We start from the raw sequence: 14,856 nt of genomic DNA, 5'->3' as shown, positions 1-14,856 counted from the left end.
ATTAAGGTGGTAGCTATGTTATATGCAATTACGCTTGAGTATGCCAGCCCCAAAAACGAACTTGAAAAGCATATTGATTCACATAAAAAATGGCTGGCTGATAATATCAAACAAGGGACCGTGATTTTTGCTGGTCCATTAGAAGACGGAACCGGCGGGTTTATTCTGGCTTATGCCACGGATAACGCGGCAGTGCGTGCCTCGTTGTCAGACGACCCGTTCGTCAACCTGGGTTTGGTTAAGGTGGATATAAAAGCGATTGAACCGGCAATTTGCTCTGGGCACTTTTATTCCGGATGGGCCGGGAACGCAAAATCGTTGTAATAATCTGAATCCCCCAATGAATGATTTCTGTGCTGGCGAAACGATAATATCATCCGGAAGTCAATTCTGTATTGACGTGTAATACAGTCTGTTTTCAATGCAATATATGGTGTCGGGTTGGTTTTTTACTTGCTGCATCATGTTTAATTCAATGTCGGGGTTTTAGTTAAATATAATATTTTTAGTTTAATACCGTACATACCCTAAATCATTCGGGGGGCGGTAATACCGTATATCCCCAGCCACGGACCTGAGTCTGTGGTTGGGGAGCATTGCCGGTGCCAGTCTGAACAACGTTTGCTGCACTCCCGAAGGGGAAAGGCCCAGGAAGTGGGCCGGGCAAAACAGCCGACTCGTTCTTAACGAGGAGTGTGACGGAGATACAAAACCGGCGGGGATACAAATAAGTGAATCTCGTCAAAGTAACGCCGCGCTTTTGTGTTAGGGTATGCTTCCCTGAGCATCGCCAGATTTCCGGTTTTTTTGCCCCGTCCGAGTTTTTATCATGTATGAGTTCAAACTGGTTTTACTGTTGCTCCAGCAGATGTGCGTCTACCTGGTGATCGCCTATCTGCTCAGTAAAACGCCGCTGTTTATCCCGTTGATGCAGGTGACGGTTCGGTTGCCGCATAAGCTGTTGTGCTACGCCATGTTTTCCATGTTCTGCATCATGGGCACCTATTTCGGGCTGCATGTGCAGGACTCCATCGCCAATACGCGCGCGATCGGCGCGGTGCTGGGCGGCCTGCTCGGCGGGCCGGGCGTGGGCATGCTGGTGGGGATGACCGGCGGGCTACACCGTTATTCGCTCGGCGGCATGACCGCGTTCAGCTGTATGGTGTCGACCATCGTCGAAGGGTTGCTGGGCGGCATGGCGCACCGTTTGCTGATGCGTCGCGGGCGGGTCGACCGGCTGTTCAATCCCTTTACCGTGGCGGGGGTGACGTTTATCGCCGAATTGCTGCAAATGGCGATTATTCTGTCGCTGGCGCGGCCGTTTGATGATGCGCTGAAACTGGTCAAGGACATTGCCGCGCCGATGATTGTCACCAACAGCATTGGCGCGGCGATGTTCATGCGCATCCTGCTGGACCGGCGCGCCATGTTCGAAAAGTACACCTCGGCGTTTTCGGCCCGGGCGTTGAAAATCGCCGCCTGTACCGAAGGTATCCTGCACCAAGGTTTTAACGAAGAAAACAGTATGCGGGTGGCGCAGGTGATCTATCAGGAGATGGATATCGGCGCGGTGGCGATCACCGATCGCGAAAAGCTGCTGGCCTTTATTGGCATCGGCGACGATCACCATCTGCCGGGAACGCCTATCGCCTCGGGCCATACCCGGCGCGCCATCGAGCACAACGAAGTGGTGTACGCCGACGGCAACGAAACGCCTTACCAGTGTTCGTTGCAGTCCACCTGCCGGTTGGGGTCGACGCTGGTGATCCCGCTGTGCGGCGAGAATCAGCAGGTGATCGGCACCATCAAACTGTATGAAGCCAAAAACCGGCTGTTCAGTTCGATCAACCGTACCTTCGGCGAAGGCATCGCCAGCCTGCTGGCCGCACAGATCCTGGCCGGTCAGTATGAGCGCAGCAAGCAGTTGCTGACGCAATCGGAAATCAAGCTGCTGCATGCCCAGGTCAACCCGCATTTCCTGTTTAACGCGCTCAACACGCTGCTGGCGGTGATCCGCCGCGACAGCGAACAGGCCGGTCAACTGGTGCAATCATTGTCGACGTTCTTTCGCAAAAACCTCAAACGCTCTGAAGAGATCGTCACGCTGGCCGATGAAATTGAGCATGTGAACGCCTATCTGCAAATCGAGAAAGCGCGTTTTCAGGAGCGGTTGCAGATCCGCTTCAATCTGCCGCAGGCGCTGATGTCGATGCGATTGCCGGCGTTCTCGTTACAGCCGCTGGTGGAAAACGCCATTAAGCACGGTACCGCGCATCTGCTGGGTACCGGCGTGATCACCATCAGCGCCAGCCAGCAGGGCGATCGTCTGTTGTTGAGCATTGAGGATAACGCCGGTCTGTACCAGCCGCGTACCAACTGCACCGGGCTGGGGATGAATCTGGTTGATAAGCGCATCCGCAGCCGTTACGGCAACGACTATGGCCTGAGCGTGGAATGCGAGCCCGATCGCTACACCCATATCCATCTAACCCTGCCTTGCGAGGAACGCCACTCATGCTGAGCGTGCTGATTGTTGACGATGAACCGCTGGCGCGGGACAACCTGCGTTGCCTGCTGGAGCAGGATGACGGCCTTGAGCTGGTGGGGGAGTGCGCGAATGCGGTGGAAGCGATCAGCGCCATCCACCGGTTTCATCCCGACGTGGTGTTTCTGGATATTCAGATGCCGCGTATCAGCGGGCTGGAGATGATCGGCATGATCGATCCGGACAACATGCCCTACATCGTGTTCATTACCGCCTACGATGAATATGCCATCAAGGCGTTTGAGGAACAGGCGTTCGACTATCTGCTCAAGCCGATCGACCCGCCGCGGCTGGCGAAAACCCTGCGTAATCTGCACCGGGAGCGCCCCGTGCAGAATGTCGATAAACTGCCCGACCATCAGGCCGGCCTCGACTACATCCCTTGTACCGGGCACAGCCGTATCTATCTGATGAAAAGCAGCGAAGTGCAGTTTGCCAGTTCGCGGCAGAGCGGGGTGTATGTGACCGGCCCGCAAGGGGAGGAGTGCTTTACCGAACTGACCCTGAAAACGCTGGAAAGCCGCACCCCGCTGGTACGCTGTCATCGGCAGTATCTGGTCAATATGGACCATCTGCGCGAAATCCGGCTGGAGGAGAGCGGTCAGGCGGAAATTGTGCTGAAAAGCGGCCAGCCGTTGCCGGTCAGTCGCCGCTACCTGAAAACCCTCAAGCAACTGCTCGGCCTTAAAGGCTGAAAGCCGGGTCCGTATTGGTACGGGCCGGCTGACCTGCTGTTTTTCCGCTTTTCTGTCACCGTATTTTCGACCGACGCGTTGGCTGGCGTCGGCGTATCTCTTGTCCGGTTTTTCCTGCCCGTCGAAGCGTGAATTTTCGTCAGTTTAGGTAAAAATCCGTCACCGCTTATTCCGGTATGCGACCGGTCGTCGGCTTATCCGACCGCTAACCTAAATTCCGCTTTTACCCGACTTGTTGGCTGAATAAAGTCACGAAACGTTACTACTACATAAGAAGAGTAAAGAGATGAAAGATAAACTTCTCAAGCATCTTCCCTGGGTATTGCTGGGGTTCATCGGGGCCTGTTGTCTCGGCGTGGTCGCGCTGCGTCGCGGCGAGCACGTCAGCGCCATGTGGATCGTGGTGGCCTCGGTAGCGGTCTACCTGGTCGCTTACCGTTACTACAGCCTGTACATCGCCCGCAAGGTGATGGAGCTTGACGCCAACCGCGCCACACCGGCGGTGGTCAACAACGACGGGCTCAACTATGTGCCGACCAACCGCAATGTGTTGTTCGGCCACCACTTCGCGGCTATCGCCGGCGCCGGTCCGCTGGTAGGTCCGGTACTGGCGGCCCAGATGGGCTACCTGCCCGGCACGCTGTGGCTGCTGGCCGGGGTGGTGCTGGCGGGCGCGGTGCAGGACTTCATGGTGCTGTTCATGTCGACCCGCCGCAATGGCGTATCGTTGGGTGAAATGATCAAAGAGGAAATGGGGCCGGTGCCCGGCACCATCGCGCTGTTCGGCTGCTTCCTGATTATGATCATCATTCTGGCGGTATTGGCGCTGATCGTGGTGAAAGCGCTGGCGGAAAGCCCGTGGGGCGTATTCACCGTCTGCTCTACCGTGCCGATCGCGCTGTTTATGGGCATTTATATGCGCTTCCTGCGCCCCGGTCGGGTAGGGGAAGTGTCGGTGATCGGCATCGTGTTGCTGCTACTGGCGATCTGGTTCGGCGGCGTTATCGCTAACGACCCGTACTGGGGCCCGGCGCTGACCTTCAAAGACACCACCATCACCTTCGCGCTGATCGGCTATGCCTTCATCTCCGCGCTGTTGCCGGTGTGGCTGATTCTGGCGCCGCGCGACTATCTGGCGACTTTCCTGAAAATCGGGGTGATTGTCGGTCTGGCTATCGGCATCGTGATCATCAACCCTGAGCTGAAAATGCCGTCCATGACGCAGTTTGTCGATGGCACCGGGCCGGTGTGGAAAGGCGCGCTGTTCCCATTCCTGTTTATTACCATCGCCTGCGGCGCGGTATCGGGTTTCCATGCGTTGATCGCTTCCGGCACCACGCCGAAGCTGCTGGCTAACGAAACCGACGCCCGCTTTATCGGCTACGGCGCGATGCTGATGGAGTCCTTTGTCGCCATCATGGCGCTGGTCGCCGCGTCGATCATCGAACCGGGTCTGTACTTCGCCATGAACACCCCGCCGGTGGGGCTGGGCATCACCATGCCTAACCTGCATGAGCTGGGCGGCGCCAACGCGCCGGCCATCATGGCGCAACTGCAAGACGTCACCGCGCATGCGGCGGCCACCGTCAGCTCCTGGGGCTTTGTGATTTCGCCGGAGCAGATTCTGCAGACCGCGAAAGACATCGGCGAACCGTCCGTGCTCAACCGCGCCGGCGGCGCACCGACGCTGGCGGTAGGTATCGCGCATGTGTTCCATCAGATTATCCCGAGCGCCAACATGGGCTTCTGGTATCACTTCGGTATCCTGTTCGAAGCGCTGTTCATCCTGACCGCGCTGGATGCGGGCACCCGTTCCGGCCGCTTTATGCTGCAGGATCTGCTGGGCAACTTCGCGCCGTTCCTGAAAAAGACCGATTCGCTGGTGGCGGGTATCGTCGGTACCGCCGGTTGCGTCGGCCTGTGGGGTTACCTGCTGTATCAGGGCGTGGTGGATCCGCTGGGCGGCGTCAAGAGCCTGTGGCCGCTGTTCGGCATCTCCAACCAGATGCTGGCTGCCGTGGCGCTGGTGCTGGGCACCGTAGTGCTGATCAAGATGAAACGCACCCGTTATATCTGGGTAACGCTGTTGCCGGCGGTCTGGCTGCTGATTTGTACCACCTGGGCGCTGGGTCTGAAGCTGTTCAGCAATGATCCGCAACTGGAAGGCTTCCTGTATCTGGCTCGCGCTTACAAACAGCGTATTGCCGAAGGCACCGACCTGAGCGCACAGCAGATCAGCAACATGCATCACATTGTCGTCAACAACTATACTAATGCTGCGCTGAGCGTTTTGTTCCTGGTGGTGGTGTATAGCATAATTTTCTATGGCATCCGCACCGCGATGAATGTGCGCAACTCGTCGGAACGTTCCGACCGGGAAACACCGTATGTGCCGGTGCCGGAAGGCGGCGTGAAGATCTCATCCCATCACTGATAGACTACGGGGATGACGTCGCCGGCAGGCGCCTGTACGGGTCTGCCGGCGTTCATGTCCTGCCGGCGCGCAGACCAGCGGATACAAAGAGAGGGCGATATGTTCGGAAACCTTGGGCAAGCGGGAAAATATCTGGGGCAGGCCGCCAGAATGCTGGTGGGCATCCCGGATTACGATAACTATGTGCAGCACATGCAGACCAACCACCCGGGCAAGGACATCATGAGCTATGAGGAGTTTTTCCGTGAACGCCAGCAGGCACGCTACGGCGGCAGCGGCAAAGGCGGTTTCCGGTGCTGTTAAGCGCGCAGGCGCGACAAGGAGCTTTTTCCTATTATGACCAACGTATTACCCGCGACTATTCTCACCGGTTTTCTCGGCGCCGGTAAAACCACGCTGTTGCGGCATCTGCTGTATGCCGACCACGGTGAGAAAATCGCCGTGATTGAAAATGAATTCGGCGCGGTCGCCATTGACGACGCCTTGCTGGGCGACCGGGCGACCCGCATCACCACGCTGAGCAACGGCTGTATCTGCTGCAGCAGCGCCAACGAGCTGTCCGATGCGCTGCATGACCTGCTGGACGGTATTGACCGCGGCGAACTGCTCTTCGACCGGCTGGTGATCGAATGCACCGGTATGGCCGACCCGGGGCCGGTGATTCAGACCTTTTTTTCCGATGAACGCCTGAGCCAGCGTTTCCTGCTGGACGGCGTGATTGCGCTGGTGGACGCGGTGCACGCCGACGAGCAGTTGAGCCGGCATACCGTGGCGCAGGCTCAAGTGGGCTATGCCGACCGTTTGTTGCTGACCAAGACCGACCTGGCGGGCGATACGTCGGAACTGGAGGCGAGACTGACGCGCATCAATGCGCGCGCCGGCCTGCATCGGGTGGTCAACGGTCAGATCGACCACCGCCAGATCTTCGGCGTCGACGGTTTCATGCTCAACGATCGCCTGTCGGTGTCTCTGCCGCGTTTTCGGCCGTTGATCGAACAGGATAACGCCATCACCTCGCTGGTGGTGCGGCTGACGCGCCCGGTAGACATGGCGGCGGTATCGGCGGTGATGGAGCAGTTGTTGCTGAACTGCGCCGACAACCTGCTGCGTTATAAAGGCGTGCTGGCGATCGACGGCGATGACCGTCGCCTGTTGTTTCAGGGGGTGCAGCGGCTCTACAGCGCCGACTGGGACCGGGAATGGCGCGCCGATGAACCGCGCGAAAGCGTGATGGTGTTTATCGGCATCCGGTTGCCGGAGGACGACATTCGCCGCGCGTTTGATGCGCTGAGTGCATGACCTGACGCTTGCCGGATGAAAACGCATCCGGCAATGCTCCTGCTGCTCTTTCCCTGTTTCAGCACACCGCCTGTCTGATCTTCTCCTTGCCGCGCGTGCGGTGATGCCGCAAAGGGATAACCGACCTCATCAGGCACGAACCTATCACCGTTCTGGCATCAATCGTCAACACCCACACCGCCGGGCTGGTGGTCCATCACTTCTATTTTAAACCGCTTATTATAGTCAATAAATTGATTTTTAAAGATATTTGTATGATTATCTGACGGCTAATCAATTTATTCAGAAGGATATTGAATCATGAAAAAGGTTACCAAAATTTTAGTGGCTACGGCTTCGCTGCTGGCGTCTTACTCGGCGATGGCCGGCTGGCAGCCGTATAAAACCGTGACGCTGGATGGGTATAACAATACCGTTCCGGGAGGAAGCGCCTACAATGAAACCACGATTGCATCGGGGGTTTATCGTTTTCGCATCGACCCGACGTCGGCTGGGATTGACTATGCCACAGGGCAGGCCGGTAATACGCGTTCAAAATCGGCGGCGCTGATGGTGTATGACCGCACCAGCACCACTGACAAGACCGCCGCTGTCAGCTATTACGGCCTGAATGACGACGGGATGCATGCCGCCGCCATCATCCATGCGTTCCCGCAAACCGGGGGCTTCGACTTGTACCTCCAGGACTGGCAGCGCGTGGACAATTCGGGCACGGTGAAAGTCATCATTGAAAAATGGCAGGATTGATCGCCTGATAATCGCCTGAGATGACGAGCCGATTTCGGTCGGCTTGTCATACACCGCCTGATACCTATGTCCCCCAGACCACCGCTTTCCCTTCTTTCTATCCTATCCGGCTAATCGTGCTTTTAGCGTTACCGATGGTTTTTCATCAAACAGCCGCTGGTAGTCGCAGGCGAACTGGCTCAGATGCCAAAACCCCCACTGCATGGCGGCATCCTGCACGGTGCGGTGGTGGGAATAAGGGCTGACCAGCTCGCGGCGTACCGCGTTGAGGCGGATCATCTTCAGCCAGGCGTTAGGGCCGCACCCCATCACATCGCAGAACGCGTTTTGCAGCGTGCGGCGGCTGACGTGCAGGCGGCGGCACAGGTCGAGCACGGTGACCGGTTCCGACTGCTGGCTGAGGACGTATTCTCTGGCGCGGCCGATCAGGCTGCGGTAACCGATGCGTTTGTCGGTGTGCGCGCTGCTGGCGACGGCAGGCTGGGCGCTTTCCAGAAACGAGATCACCGTGGTCAGCAGGTTGTGCTTCAATACCTTGACCGCATTGCTATGGCGCAGGCGTTGCGGTTCATGACCGCCATACCAGAGCGCTTCGCGCACAAACGACCAGAAGATCTCGCGCCGGCGCGGCTCCACCAGCAGCGTGGCGCTTTGCGACAGCAGGCGGGTCAGGTGTTCCGGCTCTTCCAGTACGTCGGTGTATTGCAGCAGTTCGTCGCGGGAGACTACCACCCCCAGAATGGCGTAGTCATCCGGCGTGTTCAGTTCGAACTCTTTACCGCCGGGGCTGACGGCAATCGCGCTGTTGCTGATGGGATGGGAGCCGATGAACCCCGTCCCGACATGACGGGCCGGGATGCCGAACCAGAAGGAATCCGGCCACACCATGCAGGACTGGCGCAGCGCCAGACTGGTGTATTCGTGACAAAGCTGGATGCCGTCGAGCAGGATTTCTTGCAGTTCGCCGTTGAAATGCCCCGGCGAAACCTGATCGTAAATCTGCTGCCAGGCGGTAATGGTGCGGGACTGGGCGTAGACGTCCTGCGTCTGGCGTTGATGCACGTTATCGCCCGGCGACACCACTGCTGTTGCCGGAAGACGGCGCAACGCATCCAGATGATGCAGGTTGACCGGATTGTGTTTCATCGTCAGCTCCCCTCCGTGACAATATCGGGCGAGGTCCGCAAGGCATGATGGCCGGGCTTTGCCGGCGACAGGGCTTATGCAGACCTGCGCATTACCCGTTATACGGCATTCGGTTGGGGAGGAACAGGCGCTGCGGCACACTTTATTCCATCCCCTGTTTCCCCCTTGCTCCCTGTTGCTGTGTCGTGTCGCCGCCGGCTGTTGTCGGCGGCGAACGTGCGGTCAGGCGATACGGAACATGTCCACCAGTACGCAACGGCGCAGACGGACAAAGGTGCGCGCCGAGGTCACGCCTTCGCCGGTCGGGGTCGAGATGGTCATCGAAGTCCAGCCTTCGCCGCCCAGTCCCAGCCCGGCGATACAGGGGCCGTTTTTCACAAAGATGCTGGTATTGATGGCGTTAGCCATTCGGTTCAGGTTCCTGATGTTGGTGGAGTGCATCGCCGCGGTGTGGCGACAGCCGTTTTCCAGCGTAACCGCCAGCGCGATCGCGTCGTCCACGTTCTTCACCCGCACCACCGGCAGTACCGGCATCATCAGTTCGGTGACGGCGAACGGGTGGCTGGCATCGGTTTCCGCCAGCAACAGACGGGTATACTCGTTGACCTCCAGCCCGATGGCGGCGGCGAGTTTAGTGGCGTCGCGGCCGACATAGTCGCGGTTGACGCGGCCTTTACCCTGCGCGTCGATATCGCTTAGCAGCACCGGCAGCAAGCGTTCAGTCTGTTCGGGCGTGAGCAACACCGCATGGTTGCGCTGCATTTCCGCCAGCAGCGCATCGGCCACGCTGTCCACCACGATCAGCACCTTCTCGTCGGCACAGATGATGTTGTTGTCGAACGAGGCACCCTTGACGATAGCGCGGGCGGCTTTCGGGATATCGGCGGTTTCATCCACCACCACCGGCGGATTGCCCGCCCCGGCGGCGATCAGCCGTTTGTCGGTGTGCTTGCGCGCCGCTTCTACCACCGCTTCGCCGCCGGTAACCACCAGCAGGCCGATGCCGGGATAGCGGAACAGGCGTTGCGCGGTTTCGATATTCGGGTCGGCGACGCTGACCAGCAGGTTCTCCGGGCCGCCCGTCGCGACAATCGCTTTATTGAGCAGGCTGATGGTGCGCAGCGACACCTTTTTCGCCGACGGATGGGGCGCGAACACCACGCTGTTGCCCGCCGCGATCATACTGATGGCGTTATTGATCACCGTAGCCGCCGGGTTGGTGGACGGGGTAACCGAGGCGACGACGCCCCAGGGCGCGTTTTCGATTAGCGTCAGGCCGTTATCGCCGGTCAGCACTTCCGCCGACAGGCATTCGATTCCCGGTGTATGGCGCGCCTGAGACACGTTTTTGATGTATTTATCGACCACGCGGCCCATGCCGGTTTCGGCCACCGCCATTTCCGCCAGCACCTGCGCGTAGCGCTCGCCGGCGACGCGAATCGCCTTGATCACCTGCTGGCGCAGTTCAACGCTGGTCAACTGTTGCTGGGCCTGCGCCGCGGCCTGAACCGCATCGTCAAGCGAGTCGAAAATACCGCTCGGCGCGTCAAACATCACCGGGGTGGGCATCGGTACCATCGGTTCAATCACGGGGTATTCCATAGGGTCTATCCTCTTGTTATGTCACCTGTTTAAACCACGTCAGTCAAAAGTACGGATGAGGTAAAAGTGCTGATGCGGCAAAAGTACGGATGCGAATTCGGTGTCTGGTTCAGGTCGGACAGCGTCCGGTTCGGCAGCTGCAGACCACGCTTTACCGGCATGGAAAACGGGTGCCGATGGGCGGCCTGCGTCATTTCGCCGCGCTCGGGGGGAATCTCATCCCTGAGAGAACCCTTCCATTATTCAGGCCTGGCCCCTCTGACGGGCCGGTCTGATGTCTCCTGTGTTGACTTGTGGTCATTGTGGCAACGGCGCGCCAAAGCGAATAACAAAAATCGGCATCCGGCGGCAAAAGGTGAAAGGGATCACGAAAAAAGAAACGCCGGATGAGCAGATAAAGGAAGCGCTGGTGATGAGGTGGGGGCCCGGCCCGGGCAGCAGGTGACGGGAACGGCGCTGCTCCGGATAAACGGGCCCGGCCGCAGCCGGAGCCCGATGCGGGCGCTTATTGGCCTTGGTGATCCAACGCGGTGGCGATCACGCTGCCCAGCGGGGTGGGATTTTTATCGTTGCGGTGACGGGCGGCGTCGATGGCCCATTTTTCCAGCGCCACCCGATCTTTCTGGAAGATCATCATGTGGGTCGAACCGCCGAACTCGAAGTGACCGATTTCGACGCCGCGGGTGATGCTGACCGGCTCGGCGCTCTCTTCAACGATAAAGGTGCTGGGTTCGATTACGCAACTGGATACCTCCACCATGCCGATGCAGATCAGCGCCACGTAACCGCAGGTCTTGTGCCGGAAGATAAACACCGCGCGCGCGGCCACATGGCCGAGATAAGGTTGCGACTCGGTGCCTTCCCAGGTGCCCTGATCTTCGCCCTGCCCCGGACGCTGGGCGAAGTAAGTGCCTGGTTCGACCCAGGAGCGCACCAGAAAACCGTCCAGCGGCGCGTTCCAGCGATGGTAGTGGGTGGCGGAGAGGAACCCCTGATAGAGCTGTCCTCCCTCGAACAGTTTGGCCCATTGCCGCTGCCCGCCGAACAGATCGAGCAGCGAATAGGGTATGTCTTTGACCCAGAATCGGCTCTCCAACTGTAGCTTGTCGGCATGGCGCCACGGCGTGGTTTCACAGCCGATGTCGATCTGCGTTTTCGGATCGCCCTGGAATGGGCGAGCGCCGGGCACGAACTGACGGATAAAGAAATCGTTCCAACTGGCGAAACCGTAGCCCGGCAGTTTGGGATCGTGCTGCATCTGGTGCCAGACGCCGGCCTGGTGCGCGGCTTTGGAGATCCAGGAACCCGCTTTTTCCGGCTGTGCGATATCGAGTTTGTCGAGCGAGGCGCTGCTTTTCAGGAAGCTGTTCCAGGCGTCCAGCACCTGGCGGAACTGCTGATTGAAGGTGGCGTCGTGGAACAGCGCCACGCCCGCTTCCGTTCCCATCGCCACCGCCAGAAACGCATTCATCGGCGTCCCGACCTGCGCGGTGGTGTTGAATGACGGCGAGGTGGTGATGATTTCGTTGAGGATCTCGAAGAAGCTGTCATAGCTGTCGATCCAGGTGGCGTCGCCGTCGTCGCTGATTTCCTTACGGGTGGATTCGGGCAGGGAGGCGACATAGGCGTTGGACTGTTCGATCATGCTATTGAGCCACATGCGGTAGACGCTGTGGTTAGTCACCCAGTTTTTAAAGTTCTGGAGCACCGGCTGCATCGGCGTCAGGGTATTGTCCTGTTTTCTTTTGGCGATATGTTCGCGCAGCGGCGTCAAAAATCTGGCTGTGGCCCATACCCGATTGGGTACCCAAAATCCCATCTGGATCGGCCCGGCGTTATCAAGGGTCAGCAGGTTGTGTCCGCTGCTTTCGTAATGCGGCTGCTGTTCTGCTGCAGATGTACTTGCTGTGTGGCTTTTGGCGCGAGTCATGGCATTTCCTCTCGATAGAACGTGTCAGTGTCGAAAATGAATGTGCGTCGAAAAATAGATGTGCGTCGAAAAATGAACGTACAGCCACCCGAAAAAATCGTTACGCAGGCCAACCGTCGGGCTGACGGCAGCCTATCGTTATGTTTTAACCGCGTACGACCTGGTGGGGTGAAGAAAGGAAAGCGAAGGGTGGCAAGGGCGAAAAGCGCTATGGCTATATATGCCGGGTCGTTGCCCGGTGACCACATGCGCTATCTCTGTATTCAAGCATAGGCGGACTCCGGGCGATGGCAAGTTTGCCGCCGGCGTGGACATTGGCTGAAAACATGGGCGACCTGCTGTGGGAGGATTAATGCAGAGCGCGCAAACGTAGGGTGAGGTCTGGGAAGATGAATCTCACACCTACGTTTGGGGCGGGATTACCGGGTCTGCCGTCATCAGTGCGGGGCGATACGGCGCACCGGTGCGTTTTGGCGGTTTTCCCACAGCGCGGTCAGCCCGCGTTGCAGGGCGATGAACACAAACAGCAGCACGCCGATGGCGATCTTGGTCCACCAGGAGCTCAGTGTGCCGTCGAAATTGATATAGGTTTGAATCAACCCCTGAATCGCCACGCCGAACAGCGTGCCGAGCACGGTGCCGACGCCGCCGCTCAGCAGGGTGCCGCCGATCACCACCGAGGCGATGGCGTCCAGTTCGACGCCGACCCCGGCCAGCGCATAACCCGCCGAGGTGTAAATGGAAAACACGATGCCGGCGAGGGTCGCCAGCCCGGTGGACAGCATGTAAATGCGGATGGTGGTGCTGCGGGTGGAGATGCCCATCAGGTTAGCGGAGGTGCTGTTGCCGCCGATGGCGTAGACCTGATTACCGAAACGGGTATGGCGCGCCAGCACGATGCCGACGGCGACCACCAGCAGCATCAGCAACCCCATCGCGCTGAGCCGACCGCCGCCGGGGATGATCCACGCCAGACTGGAAAGCGTCTCATAGATCGGGTGGTTGATCGGCAGGGATTCTTTCGACACCAGATAGCTGGCGCCGCGCAGGAAGAACATCCCCGCCAGCGTGATAATGAACGCCGGGATTTTCAGCGCGTCGATAAGCAGGCCCATGAACGCGCCGAAGGCGCAGCCCATCAGCAGGATCAGCGGGAACGCCGCCAGCGGCGACAGCCCCCAGACGCCGATGGCTTTGGCAAGAAACACGCCGGTGAAGGCGATCACCGACCCGACGGACAGGTCGATGCCGCCGGAGAGGATCACAAAGGTCATGCCGACGGCGATGATGCCGAGAAAGGCGTTGTCGGTGAGGATGTTGCAGATCACCCGGGTGGAGGCGAAGCCGGGAAACTGGGTCAGGCAGTACAGGTAACCCAGCACGAATACCGCCAGGGTGATCATCAACGGCAGATTACGCTTTATCATGATGGCCAGCTCCTTTCAGCAAGGTCATGAAACGGGGCGACTGGACGATCAACACGCACAGCACCACGATGGCTTTCACCACCTGATTCAGTTCCGGCGGAAAGCCGGACAGCAGAATGCCGGTGTTCATGCCCTGAATGATCAGCGCGCCCACCACCGAGAGCGCCAGATTGAAGCGCCCGCCCATCAGCGAGCCGCCGCCGATGACGACCGCGAGAATGGCGTCCAGCTCCAGCCACAGGCCGGCGTTGTTGGCGTCGGCGCCGCGAATGTCGGCGGTGACGATCACCCCGGCGATGGCGGCGCACAGCCCGCTCAGCATGTACGTCATCGTGACCATCGCGCGGGTGCTGACCCCGGCGTTTTTCGCCGCCCGGATGTTGATCCCCACCGATTCAATGAACAGCCCCAGCGCGGTTCGCCGCACCAGCAGCCAGAACAGCATCAATGTGACCAGCGCGATGATCACCGGCGTCGGGAACCAGAACAGCGCGCCGCTGCCGAGCCACGCCAGCGGCGGCGAGTTGAAGGTGACGATCTGCCCGGCGGTGATCAACTGGGCGATGCCGCGCCCGGCCACCATCAGGATCAGGGTGGCGACGAACGGCTGGATCTTCAGCACCGCGACCAGAATCCCGTTCCACAGCCCGGCCAGCATGCCGACGCCGAGCGCCGCCAGCAGCACCACCGGCAGGCTGTAGCCCTGCACGGTAAGCGACGCGGCCACCGCGCCGGCGATCGCCATGATGGCGCCGACCGACAGGTCGATGCCGCCGGTGGCGATCACCAGCGTCATGCCGATAGCCAGCAGCGCCACCGGCGCCGCCCGGTTGAGAATATCGATCGGGCTGCCGAACAGGCGGCCATCCTGTACTACGATCTGGAAAAAGTGGCTGGCGACCAGGCTGTCCACCAGCAGCACCAGCGCCAGCGCGACGATCTGCGGCATACCTTGCGGCAACCGTAACGGCGGCCAGCGAAACGGGCGTTTGTCGGAGCCCGGTGTGAGCAGTGATCGAGGCATCACCATG

General features: G+C 59.3%; 12 protein-coding genes. 7 read left to right on the top strand and 5 right to left on the bottom strand.

Annotation, left to right across the window (positions count from 1 at the left end):
* Window positions 1–15: 15 nt before the first annotated feature.
* From CPA59_RS17430 to CPA59_RS17400, 7 genes are all read left to right on the top strand, one after another.
* Entirely contained in the window at window positions 16–324 is a 309-nt protein-coding gene (locus CPA59_RS17430; protein WP_038919972.1) for a YciI family protein, read from the top strand.
* Between the two features lie 505 nt (window positions 325–829).
* Complete coding sequence (locus CPA59_RS17425) at window positions 830–2,521, top strand: sensor histidine kinase (RefSeq protein WP_107760218.1); 1,692 nt, start codon at window positions 830–832, stop codon at window positions 2,519–2,521.
* The gene (gene btsR / locus CPA59_RS17420; RefSeq protein WP_042860807.1) at window positions 2,515–3,240 is read left to right on the top strand and encodes a two-component system response regulator BtsR; all 726 of its coding nucleotides are present in this window, start codon (window positions 2,515–2,517) and stop codon (window positions 3,238–3,240) included. The genes CPA59_RS17425 and btsR overlap by 7 nt, the downstream gene beginning before the upstream one ends.
* A gap of 286 nt (window positions 3,241–3,526) precedes the next feature.
* Window positions 3,527–5,674: a carbon starvation CstA family protein gene (locus CPA59_RS17415; protein ID WP_107760216.1), complete on the top strand. Its 2,148-nt coding sequence runs from the start codon at window positions 3,527–3,529 to the stop codon at window positions 5,672–5,674.
* A 99-nt stretch (window positions 5,675–5,773) separates the two neighbouring features.
* On the top strand, window positions 5,774–5,977 hold the full coding sequence (locus tag CPA59_RS17410) for a YbdD/YjiX family protein (protein ID WP_024106984.1): 204 nt from the start codon (window positions 5,774–5,776) through the stop codon (window positions 5,975–5,977).
* 33 nt (window positions 5,978–6,010) lie between these two features.
* Complete coding sequence (gene yjiA, locus CPA59_RS17405; protein ID WP_038919968.1) at window positions 6,011–6,973, top strand: GTPase; 963 nt, start codon at window positions 6,011–6,013, stop codon at window positions 6,971–6,973.
* Between the two features lie 300 nt (window positions 6,974–7,273).
* Window positions 7,274–7,720, top strand: a complete 447-nt coding sequence (locus CPA59_RS17400; RefSeq protein ID WP_038666446.1) for a hypothetical protein — start codon at window positions 7,274–7,276, stop codon at window positions 7,718–7,720.
* A gap of 102 nt (window positions 7,721–7,822) precedes the next feature.
* Here the strand turns inward: CPA59_RS17400 and eutR are convergent, their stop codons facing one another.
* From eutR to ytfT, 5 genes are all read right to left on the bottom strand, one after another.
* Complete coding sequence (gene eutR, locus CPA59_RS17395; protein WP_038919967.1) at window positions 7,823–8,866, bottom strand: HTH-type transcriptional regulator EutR; 1,044 nt, start codon at window positions 8,864–8,866, stop codon at window positions 7,823–7,825.
* A 222-nt stretch (window positions 8,867–9,088) separates the two neighbouring features.
* Complete coding sequence (locus CPA59_RS17390) at window positions 9,089–10,444, bottom strand: aldehyde dehydrogenase family protein (RefSeq protein ID WP_049842449.1); 1,356 nt, start codon at window positions 10,442–10,444, stop codon at window positions 9,089–9,091.
* 529 nt (window positions 10,445–10,973) lie between these two features.
* Complete coding sequence (locus CPA59_RS17385; RefSeq protein WP_107760214.1) at window positions 10,974–12,398, bottom strand: phosphatidylserine decarboxylase family protein; 1,425 nt, start codon at window positions 12,396–12,398, stop codon at window positions 10,974–10,976.
* Between the two features lie 437 nt (window positions 12,399–12,835).
* A complete protein-coding gene (gene yjfF / locus CPA59_RS17380; RefSeq protein WP_100850014.1) occupies window positions 12,836–13,825 on the bottom strand; it encodes a galactofuranose ABC transporter, permease protein YjfF in 990 nt (329 codons plus the stop codon).
* Complete coding sequence (gene ytfT, locus CPA59_RS17375) at window positions 13,812–14,849, bottom strand: galactofuranose ABC transporter, ATP-binding protein YtfT (RefSeq protein ID WP_038921093.1); 1,038 nt, start codon at window positions 14,847–14,849, stop codon at window positions 13,812–13,814. The genes yjfF and ytfT overlap by 14 nt, the downstream gene beginning before the upstream one ends.
* Between the last annotated feature and the right edge of the window lie 7 nt (window positions 14,850–14,856).

This window comes from Dickeya sp. Secpp 1600 (genome assembly GCF_003049805.1).
Taxonomy (GTDB): Bacteria; Pseudomonadota; Gammaproteobacteria; order Enterobacterales; family Enterobacteriaceae; genus Dickeya; species Dickeya fangzhongdai.
The sequence above is the reverse complement of the archived record's forward strand: the minus strand, read 5'-3'. Positions and strand labels throughout refer to the sequence as shown.

Bases quoted from the DNA above. Each gene is read 5' to 3' on its own strand.
- CPA59_RS17430 (WP_038919972.1), top strand. From the start codon at position 16: ATGTTATATGCAATTACGCTTGAGTATGCCAGCCCCAAAAACGAACTT.
- CPA59_RS17425 (WP_107760218.1), top strand. From the start codon at position 830: ATGTATGAGTTCAAACTGGTTTTACTGTTGCTCCAGCAGATGTGCGTC.
- btsR (WP_042860807.1), top strand. From the start codon at position 2,515: ATGCTGAGCGTGCTGATTGTTGACGATGAACCGCTGGCGCGGGACAAC.
- CPA59_RS17415 (WP_107760216.1), top strand. From the start codon at position 3,527: ATGAAAGATAAACTTCTCAAGCATCTTCCCTGGGTATTGCTGGGGTTC.
- CPA59_RS17410 (WP_024106984.1), top strand. From the start codon at position 5,774: ATGTTCGGAAACCTTGGGCAAGCGGGAAAATATCTGGGGCAGGCCGCC.
- yjiA (WP_038919968.1), top strand. From the start codon at position 6,011: ATGACCAACGTATTACCCGCGACTATTCTCACCGGTTTTCTCGGCGCC.
- CPA59_RS17400 (WP_038666446.1), top strand. From the start codon at position 7,274: ATGAAAAAGGTTACCAAAATTTTAGTGGCTACGGCTTCGCTGCTGGCG.
- eutR (WP_038919967.1), bottom strand. From the start codon at position 8,866: ATGAAACACAATCCGGTCAACCTGCATCATCTGGATGCGTTGCGCCGT.
- CPA59_RS17390 (WP_049842449.1), bottom strand. From the start codon at position 10,444: ATGGTACCGATGCCCACCCCGGTGATGTTTGACGCGCCGAGCGGTATT.
- CPA59_RS17385 (WP_107760214.1), bottom strand. From the start codon at position 12,398: ATGACTCGCGCCAAAAGCCACACAGCAAGTACATCTGCAGCAGAACAG.
- yjfF (WP_100850014.1), bottom strand. From the start codon at position 13,825: ATGATAAAGCGTAATCTGCCGTTGATGATCACCCTGGCGGTATTCGTG.
- ytfT (WP_038921093.1), bottom strand. From the start codon at position 14,849: ATGCCTCGATCACTGCTCACACCGGGCTCCGACAAACGCCCGTTTCGC.